At 63.0% G+C, this 18520-nt stretch carries 19 protein-coding genes; 14 read left to right on the top strand and 5 right to left on the bottom strand.

What is annotated here, in order from left to right:
- Positions 1-17: 17 nt before the first annotated feature.
- The 3 genes from P0D68_RS33620 to P0D68_RS33630 form a co-directional block, all read right to left on the bottom strand.
- On the bottom strand, positions 18-632 hold the full coding sequence (locus P0D68_RS33620; RefSeq protein ID WP_408302442.1) for a LysE family translocator: 615 nt from the start codon (positions 630-632) through the stop codon (positions 18-20).
- A 59-nt stretch (positions 633-691) separates the two neighbouring features.
- A complete protein-coding gene (locus P0D68_RS33625) occupies positions 692-1258 on the bottom strand; it encodes an adenine phosphoribosyltransferase (protein WP_091796793.1) in 567 nt (188 codons plus the stop codon).
- 90 nt (positions 1259-1348) lie between these two features.
- Positions 1349-3352: a monovalent cation:proton antiporter family protein gene (locus P0D68_RS33630; RefSeq protein WP_091800824.1), complete on the bottom strand. Its 2004-nt coding sequence runs from the start codon at positions 3350-3352 to the stop codon at positions 1349-1351.
- 161 nt (positions 3353-3513) lie between these two features.
- Between P0D68_RS33630 and kdsD the strand changes: the two genes are divergently transcribed.
- The 11 genes from kdsD (at position 3514) to P0D68_RS33685 (ending at position 12969) form a co-directional block, all read left to right on the top strand.
- Entirely contained in the window at positions 3514-4497 is a 984-nt protein-coding gene (gene kdsD / locus P0D68_RS33635) for an arabinose 5-phosphate isomerase KdsD (RefSeq protein WP_408185970.1), read from the top strand.
- Positions 4497-5057 carry a KdsC family phosphatase gene (locus tag P0D68_RS33640; RefSeq protein ID WP_091796795.1) on the top strand — a complete coding sequence of 187 codons (561 nt, stop codon included), beginning with the start codon at positions 4497-4499 and terminating at the stop codon, positions 5055-5057. Before kdsD ends, P0D68_RS33640 begins: the two co-directional genes overlap by 1 nt.
- Positions 5054-5662 carry an LPS export ABC transporter periplasmic protein LptC gene (gene lptC / locus P0D68_RS33645; RefSeq protein WP_091796796.1) on the top strand — a complete coding sequence of 203 codons (609 nt, stop codon included), beginning with the start codon at positions 5054-5056 and terminating at the stop codon, positions 5660-5662. The genes P0D68_RS33640 and lptC overlap by 4 nt, the downstream gene beginning before the upstream one ends.
- A gap of 20 nt (positions 5663-5682) precedes the next feature.
- Entirely contained in the window at positions 5683-6354 is a 672-nt protein-coding gene (gene lptA / locus P0D68_RS33650) for a lipopolysaccharide transport periplasmic protein LptA (protein WP_091796797.1), read from the top strand.
- On the top strand, positions 6351-7136 hold the full coding sequence (lptB, locus tag P0D68_RS33655) for an LPS export ABC transporter ATP-binding protein (RefSeq protein WP_091796798.1): 786 nt from the start codon (positions 6351-6353) through the stop codon (positions 7134-7136). Before lptA ends, lptB begins: the two co-directional genes overlap by 4 nt.
- A 218-nt stretch (positions 7137-7354) precedes the next feature.
- Entirely contained in the window at positions 7355-8872 is a 1518-nt protein-coding gene (locus P0D68_RS33660; protein ID WP_091796799.1) for an RNA polymerase factor sigma-54, read from the top strand.
- 170 nt (positions 8873-9042) lie between these two features.
- Positions 9043-9402: a ribosome hibernation-promoting factor, HPF/YfiA family gene (gene hpf / locus P0D68_RS33665; RefSeq protein WP_007179410.1), complete on the top strand. Its 360-nt coding sequence runs from the start codon at positions 9043-9045 to the stop codon at positions 9400-9402.
- Positions 9403-9694: 292 nt separating this feature from the next.
- Complete coding sequence (locus tag P0D68_RS33670) at positions 9695-10210, top strand: PTS sugar transporter subunit IIA (RefSeq protein ID WP_091796800.1); 516 nt, start codon at positions 9695-9697, stop codon at positions 10208-10210.
- A gap of 127 nt (positions 10211-10337) precedes the next feature.
- Entirely contained in the window at positions 10338-11306 is a 969-nt protein-coding gene (gene hprK / locus P0D68_RS33675) for an HPr(Ser) kinase/phosphatase (RefSeq protein ID WP_007179412.1), read from the top strand.
- A gap of 94 nt (positions 11307-11400) precedes the next feature.
- Positions 11401-12294 carry an RNase adapter RapZ gene (rapZ, locus tag P0D68_RS33680; RefSeq protein ID WP_408302437.1) on the top strand — a complete coding sequence of 298 codons (894 nt, stop codon included), beginning with the start codon at positions 11401-11403 and terminating at the stop codon, positions 12292-12294.
- A 39-nt stretch (positions 12295-12333) separates the two neighbouring features.
- Positions 12334-12969: an LON peptidase substrate-binding domain-containing protein gene (locus P0D68_RS33685; RefSeq protein ID WP_091796801.1), complete on the top strand. Its 636-nt coding sequence runs from the start codon at positions 12334-12336 to the stop codon at positions 12967-12969.
- Positions 12970-12998: 29 nt separating this feature from the next.
- On the opposite strand, the gene mutY is transcribed toward P0D68_RS33685, so the two are convergent.
- Together mutY and mutM are read right to left on the bottom strand one after the other, a co-directional pair.
- Positions 12999-14126: an A/G-specific adenine glycosylase gene (gene mutY, locus P0D68_RS33690; protein WP_408302435.1), complete on the bottom strand. Its 1128-nt coding sequence runs from the start codon at positions 14124-14126 to the stop codon at positions 12999-13001.
- 7 nt (positions 14127-14133) lie between these two features.
- A complete protein-coding gene (gene mutM / locus P0D68_RS33695) occupies positions 14134-14964 on the bottom strand; it encodes a bifunctional DNA-formamidopyrimidine glycosylase/DNA-(apurinic or apyrimidinic site) lyase (protein ID WP_408302433.1) in 831 nt (276 codons plus the stop codon).
- Between the two features lie 87 nt (positions 14965-15051).
- Between mutM and P0D68_RS33700 the strand changes: the two genes are divergently transcribed.
- The 3 genes from P0D68_RS33700 to ispE all read left to right on the top strand — a co-directional run bounded on the left by P0D68_RS33700 (position 15052) and on the right by ispE (position 18473).
- Positions 15052-16881 carry a tetratricopeptide repeat protein gene (locus P0D68_RS33700; protein WP_408302431.1) on the top strand — a complete coding sequence of 610 codons (1830 nt, stop codon included), beginning with the start codon at positions 15052-15054 and terminating at the stop codon, positions 16879-16881.
- Positions 16881-17513 (top strand): lipoprotein insertase outer membrane protein LolB, encoded by a 633-nt coding sequence (gene lolB / locus P0D68_RS33705; RefSeq protein ID WP_091796805.1) that lies wholly within the window; start codon positions 16881-16883, stop codon positions 17511-17513. Before P0D68_RS33700 ends, lolB begins: the two co-directional genes overlap by 1 nt.
- Positions 17514-17591: 78 nt before the next feature.
- A complete protein-coding gene (gene ispE / locus P0D68_RS33710; RefSeq protein WP_091796806.1) occupies positions 17592-18473 on the top strand; it encodes a 4-(cytidine 5'-diphospho)-2-C-methyl-D-erythritol kinase in 882 nt (293 codons plus the stop codon).
- The last annotated feature ends 47 nt before the right edge of the window (positions 18474-18520 follow it).

Here is an 18520-nt window from a genome sequence, read left to right on the forward strand (position 1 = left end):
GCACCGCGCCGCTCACCTCAATCGCGCAACGCGACCCGAATGCCGATGGCAATGAACGTCGCACCTGCCAGGCGATCGAGCCACACGCCCACCCGTGGGCGACGCTTCAGATAACCGCCCACGATCCCCGCGCACACGCCGAACAGCGAAAACACCACTACCGTCTGCAACATGAACAGCGCGCCGAGCTCGAACATCTGCAGCGTGACGCTTTGCAAGCCGTTCGGCTGCACGAACTGCGGCAGAAACACGATGAAAAACAGCGTCACTTTCGGATTCAGCAGATTGCCAAGCACGCTTTGGCGAAACACCGCCATCAGCGGCTGCGGCGCGCGCTCGTGCGCGGTGGCGAGACCCTGGCTACGCAGGGCCTTGATGCCGATCCAGATCAGATAAGCCGCGCCGGCCAGCTTGATCGCTGTAAAGGCCATCGGCGACGAGCGCAGCAACGCGGCCACGCCGAGCGCGGCCAGCGTGGTGTGAAACGTGATGCCCGCCGCGAAGCCGAGCGCCGCGACGAAACCGGCCGCGCGGCCCTGCGAGATCCCGCGCGCGAGCACTTGCAGATTGTCCGGGCCGGGCGCCACGGTGATCGCGATCGAGGTGGCGAGAAACAGCAGGAAGTTAGGCATTGTTGTGTCCTTCTCGGTGAGCAGGAAGAAGCTTCTCGCGGCGCGTTTGCCGCCAATGATCAATGACCGTCGAATCCAGTCACCGTATACAGCGCGAGACCGCTTTCGCGCAGCAGCTTCGAGCCGCCGAGCTCAGGCAGATCGATAATCGCCGCGCCTTCCACCACGACCGCGCCGAGCCGCTCGAGCAGGATCTTGCCGGCCATCATCGTGCCGCCCGTGGCGATCAGGTCGTCGATGATCACAACGCGATCACCCGGCTTGCAGGCGTCTTCGTGAATCTCGACGGTGGCGGAGCCGTATTCGAGGTCATAGGATTGCGCGACCCGCTTGTAGGGCAGCTTGCCCGCCTTGCGAATCGGAATGAAGCCGAGGTTCAGCTCATACGCGAGAATCGGCCCGATGATAAAACCTCGCGCATCCAACCCGGCAATGTAATCGAGCTTTGCGTCGATATAGCGCTGCACGAATAGATCGATCAGCACGCGCAGCGACTTCGGCTCCTGCAAAAGCGGCGTGATATCGCGGAACTGCACGCCCGGCTCCGGCCAGTCGGGCACCGTGCGAATGTGGCTTTTGATGTAATCGGCCGCATCGAGCGGCGCGCTCGAGAGCGCGTTGGACATGATGTCTCCGGATGGACCTGCACAGGTCCGATGAAAAGCTAAACCAGGGCGCGCCCGCAGGCACGCGCCTCGCCCTGGGTACAGGCGGCGCTATGCTGCGGTAGCGCCCGCGCGCCGATGCTTCGAGAGCCGTTCCTCGGCCTCCGCCAACTGCTCGGGCAGACCGCGCAGCACCACGATATCGCTCGAACGCAGCTTGGTGGACGGGTCCGGCTCGACGCCGCGAATGCCGTGCCGGCGAATCGCCGTCACTTCGACGCCCACGTCGAACAGGCCCAATTCCGCGAGCGTGCGGCCCACGGCGTCCGAGTTTTCGTCGACCGGCACCGATTGTAGCCGCACCTGTTCGTGACCGTCGTCGTCGTCCACGTCGTCGGCGCCGTGGAAATAGCCGCGCAGCAGCGCATAGCGCTCGTCGCGCATTTCCTCGACCCGGCGCACCACCCGCCGCATCGGCACGCCCATCACCACGAGCGTATGCGAGGCGAGCATCAGACTGCCTTCGACGATTTCCGGAATCACTTCGGTCGCGCCCGCAGCCAGCAGCTTTTCCAGATCGGCGTCGTCCACAGTACGGACGATCACCGGCAGCGTGGGTTCGAGTTCGTGAATGTTGTGCAGCACGCGCAGTGCCGACGGCGTGTTCGCGTAGGTGATCGCAATCGCGGCCGCGCGGTGGATACCGGCGGCGAGCAGCGACTCGCGCCGCCCGGCGTCGCCGAACACGACCGACTCACCCGCCGCCGCCGCCGCCGCGACCCGGTCGGGATCCAGGTCCAGCGCGACGTACGACAACCCTTCATGCTCCAGCATACGCGCCAGATTCTGCCCGGCCCGGCCATAACCGCAAATGATCACGTGGCCGCTTTGCTTCAGGCTTTGCGTGGCGATGCGCGTCATCTGCAACGACTGCATCATCCATTCAGTCGACGAAAGGCGCAGCACGATCCGGTCCGCGTTCTGAATCATGAACGGTGCGGCCAGCATCGACAGCAGCATGGCGGCGAGTATCGCCTGCAGCAACGTGGCGTCGACGAGATGCTTGTCGAGAATCAGATTCAGCAGCACGAAGCCGAACTCGCCCGCTTGCGCGAGGCCGATACCGGTGCGCATCGCGACGCCCGGCGAGGCGCCGAACAGCCGCGCGAGCCCCGTGATCATCACCGCCTTCAGCAGAATCGGCCCGAGCACGAAGCCGAGCACGATCAGCGGATGCTCCCAGATCACCCGCGGATTGAGCAGCATGCCGGTGGTGACGAAGAAGAGACCGAGCAGCACGTCGCGAAACGGCTTGATGTCCTCTTCCACCTGATGCCGGTACGGCGTCTCGGCGATCAACATACCGGCGATGAATGCACCGAGCGCGAGCGACAGCCCGAACTTGTCCGTGATGAACGCGGCGCCGAGCGTCACCAGCAACAGATTGAGAATGAACAGTTCCTGCGACCGGCGCCGTGCCACCACGTTGAACCAGCGCGTCATGAACCGCTGACCCACGATCAAAAGGAGCGCCAATGCCACCACGATCTTGATCGCCGCCACGCCGAGCGCGCTGACCAGGTCTTCGGAATTGCCGCCCAGCGCCGCGATGACGATCAGCAGCGGCACCACCGCCAGATCCTGAAACAGCAGCACGCCGAAGATATTGCGCCCATGCTCCGTCTCGATCTCCAGCCGCTCCGCCAGCATCTTGCTGACGATCGCCGTCGACGACATGGCGAGCGCGCCGCCCAGCGCCACGCTTGCCTGCCACCTGATGTGCACCCAGCGCTCCAGCACGAAACCGAGCGTGACCGCCACCGCGATCGTGCCGATCACCTGCAACAGGCCGAGGCCGAACACGAGACGGCGCATGGAGCGCAGCTTGGCAAGCGAAAACTCCAGCCCGATCGAGAACATCAGGAACACAACGCCGAATTCAGCGAGGTTCTGCGCCCCGACCGAGTCCGGAATGAGACCGAATGCATGCGGCCCGACGACGATGCCCACCGTCAGATAGCCGAGCATCGGCGGAAGATTCAGAAAGCGAAAGGTCACCACGCCCGCCACCGATGCAAGCAGCAGGAACAGCGTCATTTCGAGGGGGGAAATCATCGGCAGAAACGCATCGGTAAAGCGTCCTCGTTCGTCAGCGGAACCGCGCACGAGAAACGCCGTGCGACAAGGTTGAGGGGCCGTTAAAGGCAGCAATAGAGACAGCGGCTCGGCACAGCAGGCCCGGCGCGGCGAACAGGCGCCTTTGCTATACTTCGCGAATGATAGCGAAAATCAATGGCGACCGGGCACTCGCGCTCGCTCGCGACGTGCTCGACATCGAAGCGGACGCCGTGCGCGCGCTTCGCGATCAACTCGACGATGGTTTCGTCGGGGCGGTCGATTTCATCCTCGGTTGCCGCGGGCGCGTAGTCGTTTCCGGCATCGGCAAATCCGGCCACGTGGCCCGCAAGCTCGCGGCCACGCTCGCCAGCACCGGCACGCCGGCGTTCTTCGTGCACCCAGCGGAAGCCAGTCATGGCGACCTCGGCATGGTCACTGCCGACGACGTGTTCGTGGCGCTGTCCAATTCCGGTGAAACCGAAGAACTCGTCGCGATCCTGCCGCTCATCAAGCGACTCGGCGCGAAGCTGATTGCGATGACGGGCCGCCCGTCATCGAGTCTCGCACAACTGGCCGACGTGCACCTGAATTCCGGGGTAGCGAAAGAGGCCTGTCCGATGAACCTCGCGCCCACCGCCAGCACCACCGCCGCGCTCGCGCTCGGCGACGCGCTCGCGGTCGCGGTGCTCGACGCGCGTGGCTTCGGCCGCGACGACTTCGCCCGCTCGCATCCGGGCGGCGCGCTCGGCCGGCGCCTGCTCACTTATGTGCGCGACGTCATGCGCACCGGCGACGAAGTGCCGAAGGTCACACCCGAGGCTACCGTGCGCGACGCGCTGTTCCAGTTGACCGCCAAGCGCATGGGCATGACCGCGATCGTCGATCACGCGGACCACGTGGCCGGCATCTTCACCGACGGCGACTTGCGCCGCGTGCTCGAACGCGACGGCGATTTCCGTAATTTGCCGATCGCCTCCGTGATGACCGCCGGCCCGCGCACCATCGGTCCGGATCAACTCGCGGTGGAAGCCGTGGAACTCATGGAGCGCCACCGCATCAATCAGATGCTGGTCGTCGACGAAGCAGGCAAGCTGATCGGCGCACTCAACATGCACGACCTGTTCTCGAAGAAGGTGATCTGATGGCCCTCGCTCCCGCCACCGCAACCGAACGCGCAAGCCGCGTGAAGCTGATGATTTTCGACGTCGACGGCGTGCTGACCGACGGCGGCCTGCTGTTCACGGCGGAAGGCGACACGATGAAGGGCTTCAATTCGATGGACGGCCACGGCATGAAGCTGCTGCGCCAGGCCGGCATCGAAACGGCGATCATCACCGGGCGCAAGTCGGGCATCGTGGCGGCGCGTGCGAAGGAAATGAACATCACGCACGTCTACCAGGGCGTGCAGGACAAACCCCAGGCGTTCGCGGACCTGCTGCAGCAAACCGGCATGACGGCGGAACAATGCGGCTACATGGGCGACGACTGGGTCGATCTCGGCGTGATGCTGAAAGTCGGCTTCGCGGCCGCGCCGGCCAACTCGCACCCTGAAGTGATCGCGCGGGCCCATTGGGTCAGCGAAGCGCGCGGCGGCCATGGCGCGGCGCGCGAAGTCTGCGATACGTTGCTGCGCGCGCAGCACAAATACGACGCGTTGCTCGCGGCCGCCTGTAGCGGCGAACAGCGAGGCCTCGTCGGATGAACCAGTTTCGCCTGACTTCGCTGATTCCGCTGGTCGCAATGGCTGCGCTCGCCGGTATCACGTGGTGGCTGTTGCAGGCCACCCTGCCTCGGCAGAACGAAGGCGTGGTGCGTCCCAAGGAACACACGCCGGACTACTTCGCCGACAACTTCTCGATTTCCGAACTCGACCAGTCGGGCTCGACACAATACCGGCTGACCGCGCAATCGCTGATCCACTACGAAGACGACGAGCTGAGCGACATGGTCAAACCGGCCATGCGCGCGTTCCAGCCGGGCAAGCCGATCGTCACCGCAACCGGCGATACCGGTAAGGTGAACGGCGACGCGTCCATCGTCGATCTATACGACAATGCGCGCATTCTGCGCGCGCCCGGCTACGGAGATCCGCAGATGCAAGCGGATTCGCAGCATTTTAGGGTGCTGGTCAACGACGATGTGATCGAGACCGAAAAGCCGGTTAAACTTCAGCGCGGCATGTCGGTGATGACTGCCAGCGGCATGAACTACAACAACGTCACCCGGGTGATGCAGCTGTTCGGCAACGTGAAAGGCTCGATCGCCCCGTCCGAAGCAGGCGGCAGCTCGCCCAAGCAACCCGGGTAATCCATTCCAGGCGTGACTGCATGAACGAATCGTTCCCCCGTTTTGATACCGGCCGCTCGCGCTCCCTGTCCGCGTGCCGCGCCGGACTCGCTGCGCTGATCGTCGCGTTGCCGCTCGCCGGCTTCGCGCCGCTCGCGCACGCGGACCGTGCCGACAAGGACAAGCCGCTGAACGTCGAAGCGGACAACATGACTTACGACGACCTCAAACAGGTCAATATCTTTACCGGCCATGTGGTCGCGACCAAAGGCACGATCGTGATCAAGGCCGACCGCGTCGAAGTGACACAAGACCCGCAAGGCTATCAGTACGCCACCGGCACCTCGAGCGGCGGCAATCTGTCGTATTTCCGCCAGAAGCGCGAAGGTCTCGACGAATACATCGAAGGCACGGCCATTCGTATCGACTACGACGGCAAGCAGGATCTGACCACGCTCACCACCAACGCGACCGTGAAACGCCTGCAAGGCCTCTCCACGGTCATGGACCAGGTGCACGGCAGCGTCATTACGTACGACGGGCAGAGCGACTTCTATACCGCGAAGGCAGGTAAGGACGTAGCCGGCCCGGGTAACCCGACCGGCCGCGTGCGTGCCATGCTGGCGCCGCGCAACGGCGGCGCCGCGCCGCTGAACGGCGCGTCGGCCACGCTTGCGCCGTCCACGACGATCCAGGGAGCGCCGAACCAGTGAGCACCTCCGCGTCCCTCCCCAATCGCAAGCCGGCCGGCACCAGTAGTTCGCTGGCGGTGCGCAACCTGAAAAAGCGTTATGGGTCGCGCACCGTCGTCAAAGACGTGTCGCTCGACGTCAAAAGCGGCGAAGTGGTCGGTCTGCTCGGCCCCAACGGCGCGGGCAAGACCACCTCGTTCTATATGATCGTCGGCCTCGTGCCGCTCGACGCGGGTGAAATCGATCTGGACGGCAAGTCGATCAGCCTGCTGCCGATCCACAAGCGAGCTTCGCTTGGGCTGTCGTACCTGCCGCAGGAAGCTTCGGTGTTCCGCAAGCTCAGCGTCGAACAAAACATTCGTGCCGTGCTCGAATTGCAACACGAAGACAACGGCAAGCGGCTTAGCAAAGACACCATTACGAGCCGCACGGAAGCCCTGCTCGACGAATTGCAGATTTCGCACTTGCGCGAAAATCCGGCGCTGTCGCTCTCGGGCGGCGAACGCCGCCGGGTCGAAATTGCCCGTGCACTGGCCACCAATCCAAGCTTTATTCTGCTCGACGAACCGTTCGCCGGCGTCGACCCGATCGCCGTGCTGGAAATCCAGAAGATCGTCAAATTTCTGAAGCAGCGCAACATCGGCGTGCTGATTACCGACCACAACGTGCGCGAAACGCTCGGCATCTGCGATCACGCCTACATCATCAGCGACGGTAGCGTGCTGGCAGCCGGCGCCCCGAGCGACATCATCGAAAACGAAAGCGTGCGGCGCGTCTATCTGGGCGAGCACTTCCGCATGTAAGCGCATCAGGGATTCCCGGCGGTGCGAGCGCGCACCCGCCGGCTCCCCGTGCGGCAACCGCACACGCGTATTTTCGACCCGGGCCGATTCGCGCCCAGCACCGCCCAACACCGCCCGAAAGAGCGCACGAGAGTGCACGCGAGAGGCGCACGCGTAATTGCGAATGTCGCAAGGTATCGCGGTCGTGGCAAACTCTCTACAATGAATCTCAACTTGCCATGAAAGCCAGCCTCCAACTCCGCCTATCGCAGCATCTTGCGCTGACGCCGCAACTGCAGCAGTCCATCCGGCTGCTTCAGTTGTCTACGCTCGAATTGCAGCAGGAAGTCGCAATGGCGATCTCGCAAAATCCACTCCTCGAGAACGAGGACGACTGGATCGCGAGCCCGCTGCGCGTGGCGGCCGACGGCTCGCTGATCGCCCAGGCGCCCAATTCGTCCGCTCCGCCCGACCAGATGGGCGGCAGCACGTCGTCATCGTCCACCAGCAGCAGCGAGCGCGCCGAGAACGGCGAGCCGCAGGGCGTGGACGAATACAACGGCCTCGGCGGCGACAGTAACGGCGACGCATCCCAGTGGAATCTCGACGACTACGGCCGCTCGGGCAACGCCTCGGACGACGACGACCTGCCGCCGCTGCAAATCCACGAATCGAGCACCTCGCTGCGCGACCACCTGATGGCGCAATTGCGCGTCACCCAGGCGAGCCAGCGCGACCGGGCGCTGATCACCTTCCTGATCGAATCGCTCGACGACGACGGCTACCTTGCCGCCACGCTCGAGGAAGTGCAGGCCGATCTGCCCGAAGAACTCGAAGTCGACCTCGACGAACTGAATGCCGCGCTTGCGCTGCTGCATAGCTTCGACCCGGCCGGCGTCGGCGCCCGTTCCGCGTCGGAATGTCTCAAGCTGCAATTGCTGCGGCTCGATGCCTCACCCACTCGCACGCTCGCGCTCGATATCGTCGCCCACCATCTGGAATTGCTGGCGGCGCGCGATTTCACGCGTCTGCGCAAGCACCTGAAGGCCAACGACGACGACTTACGCGACGCCCACGTGCTGATCCGCTCGCTCGAACCGTTCCCCGGCGCCGCTTACGGCAAGGCCGAAGCGGACTATGTCGTGCCGGATATCATGGTGCGCAAGACGGCACAGGGCTGGCAGGCCGAGCTGAATCCGGAAGTCGTGCCGAAGCTGCGAATCAACCACCTTTACGCGAATATTCTGCGCAATAACCGGGGCGATCCGGGCAGCGGTTCGTTGCGCCAGCAACTGCAGGAAGCGCGCTGGCTGATCAAGAATATCCAGCAGCGTTTCGAGACGATCCTGCGGGTGGCGCAAGCTATTGTCGAGCGTCAGAAGAGCTTTTTTGTGCACGGCGAAATTGCCATGCGCCCCTTGGTTTTGCGGGAAATTGCTGATACGCTGGGCCTACACGAGTCAACTGTCTCGCGTGTGACAACCGGTAAATACATGCTGACCCCATTCGGGACGCTTGAATTTAAGTACTTCTTCGGATCACACGTTTCGACTGACACGGGCGGCGCGGCGTCTTCAACGGCGATCCGCGCGCTCATCAAGCAACTGATAGGAGCGGAAAACCCGAAATCTCCTCTTTCAGACAGTCGCATAGCCGAACTGCTGGCGGAACAGGGCTTCGTGGTCGCACGGCGTACCGTTGCGAAGTACCGTGAAGCGCTCAAGATTCCGGCAGTCAACCTGCGCAAGTCTCTGTAGCCCGTCGCCTTCCGTGGCGGGCATTTACCGGCCGCTCCGCTGTTGGCGGACAGGCCGGCCGATGCGACCTGCCAGAAGTCAGTCACCGGGGGACGACTCAGGCAAGTCGACAGATCGACCGGACCTTCCTCATCGTGCGGATCAAGCGGCCACTAGCTTGGAGAAGCACTATGAATCTGCAGATCAGTGGACACCACCTCGAAGTAACGCCTGCGTTGCGCGAATACGTGATCACCAAACTGGATAGGGTGCTAAGACATTTCGATCAGGTCATCGACGGCAGTGTGGTCCTCTCGGTCGACAACAACCACAAGGAAAAGGAAAAGCGTCAAAAGGTTGAAATCAACCTGCATCTCAAGGGCAAGGATCTCTTTGTCGAGAGCTGTGACAGCGACCTGTACGCTGCGATCGATCTGATGATCGACAAGCTTGACCGGCAAGTCATTCGCCATAAGGATCGCCTGCAAGGCCATGCGCATGAGGCGATCAAGTATCAACCGGCGCCGCAACTAGACGTGCCGCCGCAGTAAGGGAACCTGGAGGATTTTTTCATTCGCTCTTCGTTTTCCCTTAACCAGCAAAACCGCCCGGACCCGGGCGGTTTTTTGTTTCTGGACGCCCATTTCTCGCATGGCCGCGTGGCATATCGACGCTAGAACATAACTCAATGCGCATTGATGGCGCGTCGCACCATCCGTGGCTACCCTGTTCTATAATGTTCCGGTTACCATCGGGGTCAAAGTTAGCTCAGGCGGAAAAAACGGTCGGCCGGAGTCCTGCGCTTTTTGCACCTCCACGCTCGTCGCCGCGAGCATCAAACGAATGGAACGCCACTCAAACGCCCCAGCGAGGAGAACCCAGGCCACGTTTTCGCCTGTCAACATGAATCGTTTAGCCAAATTTCTTCCCCTCGAGAACGTCGTCGTCGGTCTATCGGTCACCAGCAAGAAGCGTGTGTTCGAGCAAGCGGGCCTGATCTTCGAGAACCAGAACGGCATCGCCCGTAGCACGGTCACTGACAATCTGTTCGCGCGTGAGCGCCTCGGATCGACTGGCCTCGGTGAAGGCGTGGCGATTCCGCATGGCCGGATCAAAGGCTTGAAGCAGCCGCTCGCCGCGTTCGTCCGCCTTGCCGAACCCATCCCCTTCGAATCGCCCGACGGTCAGCCGGTCTCGCTGCTCATCTTCCTGCTCGTGCCGGAACAGGCCACTCAGCAACACCTCGAGATCCTTTCGGAAATCGCCCAGTTGCTATCCGATCGCGAAGCCCGCGAGCGCCTGCACACGGAAGAAGACCGCGAAACATTGCATCGCCTGCTCACTCAGTGGCAACCTTGATGTATCGGCGGTTATCCGCACGCCGGTTATCCGCCCGCACGCGGATAGAGCCCGGCAAGGCAAGCGGCCCGCGCTAGCGTGGCCTTCGCTTTGCCCGGCAAGCGGCCCACACTGGAGTCACTGACTCATGGATACGTCCAGCATCAACGCCCAGAGCATTTTCGACGATAACGCCGCTACGCTGAAGCTCAGCTGGTTGACGGGGCATGAAGGCTGGGAGCGCGGCTTTTCTTCGGAATCAGTCGCCAATGCCACGTCGAGCGCCGACCTTGTCGGCCACTTGAACCTGATCCACCCGAACCGGATCCAGGTGCTCGGCGACGCCGAAATCGACTACTACAAGCGCCAAACCGATGAAGACCGCTCGCGCCATATGGCCGAGCTGATCGCGTTGGAGCCACCGTTTCTGGTGGTGGCGGGCGGCGTCGCGGCGCCGCCGGAACTGGTGCTGCGCTGCACGCGCTCGTCCACGCCGCTATTCACCACGCCCATGTCCGCCGCCGCGGTGATCGACAGCCTGCGCCTCTACATGTCGCGCATTCTGGCGCCGCGCGCCACGCTGCATGGCGTGTTTCTCGACATCCTCGGCATGGGCGTGCTGCTCACCGGCGACTCGGGCCTCGGCAAGAGCGAACTCGGGCTGGAACTGATCAGCCGCGGCCACGGACTCGTTGCCGACGATGCGGTGGACTTCGTGCGTCTCGGTCCCGACTTCGTTGAAGGGCGTTGCCCGCCGCTGCTGCAAAACCTGCTCGAAGTGCGCGGCTTGGGCCTGCTCGACATCAAGACCATTTTCGGCGAAACCGCGGTTCGCCGAAAAATGAAGCTCAAGTTGATCGTGCAACTGGTCCGCCGTCCTGATGGCGAATTCCAACGCCTGCCGCTGGAGAGCCAGACCGTGGACGTGCTCGGCCTGCCGATCAGCAAAGTCACGATTCAGGTGGCAGCCGGCCGAAACCTGGCGGTGCTGGTGGAAGCCGCCGTGCGCAATACGATCCTGCAACTGCGCGGCATCGACACGCTGCGCGACTTCATGGATCGCCAGCGCCTCGCGATGCAAGACCCCGACAGCCAGTTTCCCGGCAAACTGATCTGAGTCCACGAGACCATGCCTTACCGCAGCCAGCGGCAGGTCGGGTACGCGCATGGGGACCAGATGCTATGATGAAATGTACGGTTTCGACGACTCCATGCGCATAATCCTGATCACCGGTATATCCGGCTCCGGCAAGTCAGTTGCCCTGAACGCGCTTGAAGACGCAGGCTATTACTGCGTCGACAACCTGCCGCCGCGTTTCCTGCCGCAACTGGCTTCCTATCTCGCCGAGGACGGGCAAGATCGCCTTGCCGTCGCAATCGACGCGCGCTCGAGCGCCTCGCTTGACGAAATGCCCGCCATGATCCGCGACCTGTCGCGTGCCCACGACGTGCGGGTGCTGTTCCTGAACGCAAGCACGCAATCGCTGATTCAACGCTTCTCCGAAACGCGCCGCCGCCATCCGCTGTCCGGTTCGACCGCGCGCGACGCGGACGTCGGCCTGCTCACCTCACTCGCCGAAGCGATCGAGCGCGAACGTGAACTCGTGGCGGGGCTGGCCGAGTTCGGCCATCAGATCGACACCAGCAATCTGCGCGCAAACGTGTTGCGCGCGTGGGTCAAACGCTTTATCGAGCAGAAAGATTCGGGCCTCGTGCTGATGTTCGAGTCGTTCGGCTTCAAGCGCGGTGTGCCGCTCGACGCGGATTTCGTCTTCGACGTGCGCACCTTGCCGAACCCGTACTACGATCATGAATTGCGGCCGCTCACGGGCCTCGACAAACCCGTGATCGACTTTCTCGATGCGCTGCCGGTCGTGCATGAAATGATCGACGACATCGAGCAATTCCTCGCCAAATGGCTTCCGCATTTCCGCGACGACAACCGCAGTTATCTGACCGTCGCGATCGGTTGCACGGGTGGCCAGCATCGCTCTGTGTTCATTGCCGAGACGCTCGCCGCGCGTCTCGCAGCTTCGGCTAATGTCATTGTGCGGCACCGCGATGCGCCGGTCGAAGCCGGCGAATCATCGAAGTTAGTGGCTTAACCGGCCGCATCGCGCGGCCTCAACTCGAAGCGTTGCGCCATGTCTTCTACTTCTACTGTGCTTGCCGATGTGCCGCTGTTTCCGCTGCATACGGTGCTGTTTCCCGACGGACTACTGCCGCTGAAGATTTTCGAAGCGCGCTACCTCGACATGGCGCGCGACTGTCTGCGGGAAAAAACGCCATTCGGCGTGTGTCTGCTGAAGAGCGGCGCGGAAGTCGCGCGCGAAGAAGAGCCTTCGGTGCCCGAAGCAATCGGCTGTCTCGCCGAAATCGAGGAATGCGATGTCGAAGCCTTCGGCATGCTGCTGATTCGCGCGCGCGGCACACGGCGTTTTCGCCTGCTGTCGCATCGAGTGGAGACAAGCGGCCTGCTGGTCGGCATGGCGGAACCGCTCGGCGAGGACACGCCGCTCGAAGGCAACGAGCAGTTGGCCAAATTCGGCGCATGCGCTGAGGTGCTCGAACGGATCATCGCGACCATCCGCGAGCGGGATCCGGAAAGCCTGCCGTTTGCGCAGCCATTCAGGCTCGACGATCCGTCATGGGTGTCGAACCGTCTGGCCGAAGTGCTGCCGATCGCGCTGCGTGCTCGCCAGAAACTGATGGAATTGCAGGATGCCGGAGCGCGCATCGACGTGGTTCATCACTACATGCAGCAACATCAATTGCTCTGAAAGCGGCCGCCGTGCTCCTGCCGGCTTGATCAGATCAGCGAGCCCTGCAAGCTGTCCAGCAGTTTGCGCACCGGCGCGGGCACGCCGAACGAATCGAGATCGCTGAGCGCGACCCACGCGGTGTCCGCATCGCCCAACGCAGCCAAGGCGCCCACGCCACGATCCAGTTCCGCGAGCCGCGGTTCGATATCCAGTTTGAAATGCGTGAACACATGCGTGAGCGGCGCCAGCGGCGAAACCGCACCGTCTCCGCCAAAGGCACGCGCTCGCTCGACGAGCGAGGTTTCGTCGGCGGCTTCGGGCAGGCTCCACAAGCCGCCCCAGATACCCGAAGGCGGCCGCTTCTCCAGCATCACGGCATTGCCGTCGCGCAGCACCAGCATCCATGTGCGGCGCGTCGGCACCGCCTTCTTCGGACGCGCCGTCGGCAACAGGCGCTGACGCCCCGTCACGTTCGCCACACAGTCGGCGGCGAACGGGCAGCGCAGGCAGTCGGGCTTGCCACGCACACACAAGGTCGCGCCGAGATCCATCAAGCCTTGCGTGTACGCACTGACTTCTGCGTCCGATGCATTCGACGGCAGCAGCGACTCCGCCAGCGTCCACATCGCGTTCTCGACTCTCTTCTCGCCCGGGAAACCTTCGACGCCGAACACGCGCGCGAGCACGCGCTTGACGTTGCCGTCGAGAATCGTCGCACGCGCGCCGAATGCGAACGACGCGATCGCCGCCGCCGTCGAACGGCCAATGCCAGGCAACTCCGCCAGCGCCTCGACCGATGCCGGGAACGCGCCGTCATGCTGCTCGACCACGACCTGCGCGCAGCGATGCAGATTGCGGGCACGCGTGTAATAGCCAAGGCCGGCCCACAACGCCATGACGTCGTCGGACGGCGCAGCGGCGAGCGCGGCGACAGTTGGGAAACGCGCGAGGAACTTCGCGTAATACGGAATCACCGTCGACACCTGCGTCTGCTGCAGCATGATTTCCGACAGCCAGATGCGATACGGATCTCGCGTGTTCTGCCACGGCAGATCATGCCGGCCATGCTGACGCTGCCACGCAATCAGGCGCGTGGAAAAATCGGACATGGCCGGAAAAGCGGGCGCCGCAGGCGCATCGGATGGCGTTGAACGCGGAGTTAAGCGAGAAGGCATTGAAGAGTTAGCGCTGGCAGGTGGGGCAGAAATACGTTGAACGCTGCCCCTGTACGATCTGTTTGATCGGCGTTCCACACACGCGGCATGGCAGTCCCGCCCGATCATAGACGAAATAGTCGAGCTGAAAGTAACCGCTTTCGCCATTGCTGCCGACGAAATCACGCAGCGTGCTGCCGCCCTTCTCGATCGCGGCGGCGAGCGTCACGCGCACGGCGTCCGCGAGCAGATCGTATCGTACGAGCGAGACGCGCCCCGCCGCCGTGGTCGGCCTGATGCCGGCGCGAAACAGGCTCTCCGACGCATAGATATTGCCCACGCCCACGACGATTTCCCCGGCCAGCAGCGCCTGTTTCACCGACACTTTGCGCCCGCGCGTGAGCCGGTGCATCAGCGCGCCGGAGAACGCGGGCGAAAACGGCTCGACGCCGAGGCCCGCAAGCAGCGGATGTTCGAGCACGTCGCCGGCTTCGCGCGGATGCCACAGCACCGCGCCGAAGCGCCGCGGGTCGCGATAGCGCAAAATGAACTCGTCGAAGATCCAGTCGATGTGATCGTGTTTCGCCGCGGCCGGCGGATGCGGTACATGGCGCAGCACCCGCAGCGTCCCAGTCATGCCAAGATGCACAATGAACCAGCCCGCGTCGATCTCGAACAACAGGTACTTGCCGCGCCGCTCGACCTTGCGCACCACGTGGCCGCGCAACGTTTTCGCAAGATCGGCCGGAATCGGCCAGCGCAGCGCGGGCGTACGCACATCGACGCGTTCAACCTTGCGCCCGGACACATACGGTTCGATTCCCCGTCGGGTAACCTCAACTTCTGGCAACTCTGGCATGTCTAACTGGTCTGCAACTTGCGTGAGTGGTTGTGCGCGTATTGTAGCGAGCGCGTTACAATCGTCCGAAACATTGAACGGATTTCCATGAACTTGTCCTTCGTGAAGCTGTTTTTGAAGCGCCCGGCTAGCGCACTCCGCGTACCGCACGCCGTGTCCGCTCGCCGGATGCTCGGCGCGGCGGCGCTCGCCGTCTGGGCGCTGGCTGCCGTGCCCGCGCACGCGCAGGACTCGGATGACACCTCGGTCACCCTGCCGGACCCGCTTGGCCCGGCATCGGCCGAAGACCAGAAGTCCCTGCCTGGTGTGCCATTAACGAGCCAGATCGTATTCCAGGTGCTCGCCGCCGAAGTCGCGCTGCAGCGCGACCAGCCGGCGCCCGCCTATCAGACCTACCTCGCCCTCGCGCGCGACACGCACGATCCGCGCATGGCGCAACGCGCCACCGAAATCGCGCTGGCCGCGCAAAGCCCGTCGGATGCTTTGGCCGCCGCGCAATTGTGGCAGCAGTATGCGCCGAACTCGGAACGCGCAGCGCAACTGGACGCGTCGCTGCTCGTGCTGTCCGGCAAGCCTGACGACGCGGAGCAGATCCTCGCCCGCGAACTCGCCAGGGTGCCCGCCGCCAATCGCGGCAGCGCAATTCTGGCGTTGCAACTGCTGCTCTCGCGCGGGCCGAACCGGATCGGCGGCCTGCACGTGCTGCAGGATCTGCTCAAGAACGACATGAACCGGCCGGAAGCGCAACTGGCCATCGCCCGCCAGCAGCTCGTTTCGGACGACGCGCCGGGCGCGCGCAAGTCGCTCGAGCAGGCGCTTGCGCTCAAGCCCGACTATTTGCCGGCCGCGCTGATGCTGTCGCAAATGGGCCCGGAAGAGCGCAAGGAAGGCATCGCCTCGCTCGAAAAGTACGTGCAGCAAAACCCGAAATCGCATGACGCGCGTCTCGCGCTCGCCCAGATGTATCTGGCGAGCGACCGTCTGGACGACGCGCAGAAGCAGTTCGAGATCATGCACAAGAACAACGCGAACGACCTCACGCCGCTCATGGCGCTCGCGCTGATCAAGATCCAGCAAAAGAATTTCAACGAGGCGCAAACGTACCTCACGCAGTACGCACAGCAGGCCGAGAAAACGCCGGGCGCCGATCCGGGCCAGGCGTACATCTATCTTGCGCAACTGTCGCTCGAACAGAAGAACGATGCGGCAGCGGGCGACTGGCTGAACAAGATTTCGCCGTCGAGCCAGCAATTCGTGCCGGCGCAGATCACGCGCGCGCAATTGCTCGCCAAGCAGGGCAAGACCGACGACGCGCGCAAGTTGCTAGCCAACCTGCAGGCGCCCGATCCGCGCGACCAGGCACTGATCTTACGCACGGACGCGGCGATCCTGTTCGACGCAAAGCGCTATCCGGAGGCGGAAACACGCCTGCAGCAAGCCACGGCGCAGTTTCCCGACGACCCTGATCTGACCTACGACTACGCGATGTCCGCCGAAAAGACCGGACATTACGACATCATGGAAGCGCAGTTGCGCAAGCTGATCCAGACGCAGCCGGACAATCCGCAAGCGTATAACGCGCTCGGGTACTCGCTGGCTGATCGCAATCAGCGCCTCGCCGAAGCGGACAAACTGGTCGAGAAGGCATCCTCGCTGGCGCCGAACGACGCGTTCATCATGGACAGCGTCGGCTGGGTCAAATACCGGATGGGCGATACGTCGGACGCGATCAAGCTGCTGCGCAAAGCGTACGACATGCAGCCGAACGCCGAAATCGGCGCGCACCTCGGCGAAGTGTTGTGGAAAACCGGCAATCAGGATCAGGCACGCGCCGCTTTCCGCGACGCGCGCAAGCTCGAACCGGACAACGACACGCTGGTCAAAACGCTCCAACGTCTTCAGGTGAACGATCTTTGATGCGTCTTTCCCGTCTGATTTCCCTTCCCCGGGCGCCGCGTGGCGCGGCGCTCGGACTCGCGGCGGCAGCGGTTGTCGCATTGTCCGGCTGTGCCTCGGTGAAACCGCAGGGGCCGTCCACGTCGAATGCGGCGACCTCTGTGACCGCGCAGACGAGCCGTGCTTACCAGGGCCGCTTCGCGGTCCAGTACGACGATCAGAACGGCCAGCAGCGCAATGCCTATGGCAATTTCAGCTGGCAGGAAACCGGCGACACAGTGACCCTCGAATTGCGCAATCCACTCGGCCAGACGCTGGCAGTGGTGACGTCGTCGCCGGCTTCGGCCACGCTGGAGTTGCCCAATCGCCAGCCGCTCACAGCGGATAACGTCTCCACGCTGATGCAGAATGCGCTCGGCTTCGTGTTGCCGGTCGAAGGGCTGCGCTATTGGCTGCAACCGTCGCCCGCGCCCACTTCGCGCGCCAGGACCGAGAAGGACCCTGATCAACCTTCGCGGCTCAAAGAGATTACTCAGGACGGCTGGACGATCGACTACCTGGCGTACGCCGAAGCACCGGCCACCGGTGTGAAGCGCGTCAACCTGAGCCGCTCGCAGCCGCCTCTCGACATCAAACTCGTTCTGGATCAGTAACCCGCGCCGCTTCACGCACCGTTGCGCGCGCGACCTTGCCGCTTCTTCTGCGTCATCCGGCGCATGTAGCCTCAACTCATGATTGAAACGACCGATTCGCTGCGCGATTGCCTCGCGCCAGCGAAACTCAACCTCTTCCTGCACATCACCGGCCGCCGGCCGGATGGCTATCACACGCTGCAAACGGTCTTCCAGTTGCTCGACTGGGGCGACACCCTGCACTTCAAGCGACGCGACGACGGACTCATCACACGCAGCACCGAGATCGCCGAGGTGCCGCCGGAGCACGACCTGACCGTGCGCGCCGCTACGCTGCTCAAAACGCATACGGGTTCGCCTGAAGGCGTCGATATCGAAATCGAGAAGCGCCTGCCAATGGGCGCCGGCCTCGGCGGCGGTAGCTCCGACGCGGCGACGACGTTGCTCGCGCTGAACCGTCTGTGGAAGCTCAACCTGCCGCGTCTCGAATTGCAGGCGCTGGCGTTGAAACTCGGCGCCGATGTGCCATTTTTTGTTTTTGGAAAAAATGCGTTCGCACAGGGTGTCGGAGAAGCATTGGACGTTGTACAATTGCCGCCGCGCCATTTCCTAGTAGTGACACCGAGGGTTCATGTTCCGACTGCAGCGATTTTTTCTGAAAAAGCGTTGACAAGAGATTCAAAACCCCTCACAATTACGGACTTTCCTGCAGAACTTAGCTGCAACACTGAATGGCCAGAAAGCTTTGGCCGGAATGACATGCAGCAGGTTGTCGTAGGGAAGTACGCGGAAGTAGCGCAAGTGCTGCGATGGTTTGAAAACGTCGCGCCAGCGCGGATGTCTGGATCAGGTGCAAGTGTCTTTGCAGCGTTCCGTAGTAAAGCTGAAGCAGAAGCGGTGCAAACCAAACTGCCAGGCGAATGGAACAGCGCAGTGGCGGCAAGTCTCGATCAGCATCCACTCTTTACTTTCGCGTCATAAGTTTTGCATCGTCGAACGAAACTCCACGTTCGGCGGAGCTCAGAGTT

Origin of the sequence: Paraburkholderia sp. RL17-380-BIE-A (genome assembly GCF_046028085.1) — a bacterium.
GTDB lineage: Bacteria > Pseudomonadota > Gammaproteobacteria > Burkholderiales > Burkholderiaceae > Paraburkholderia.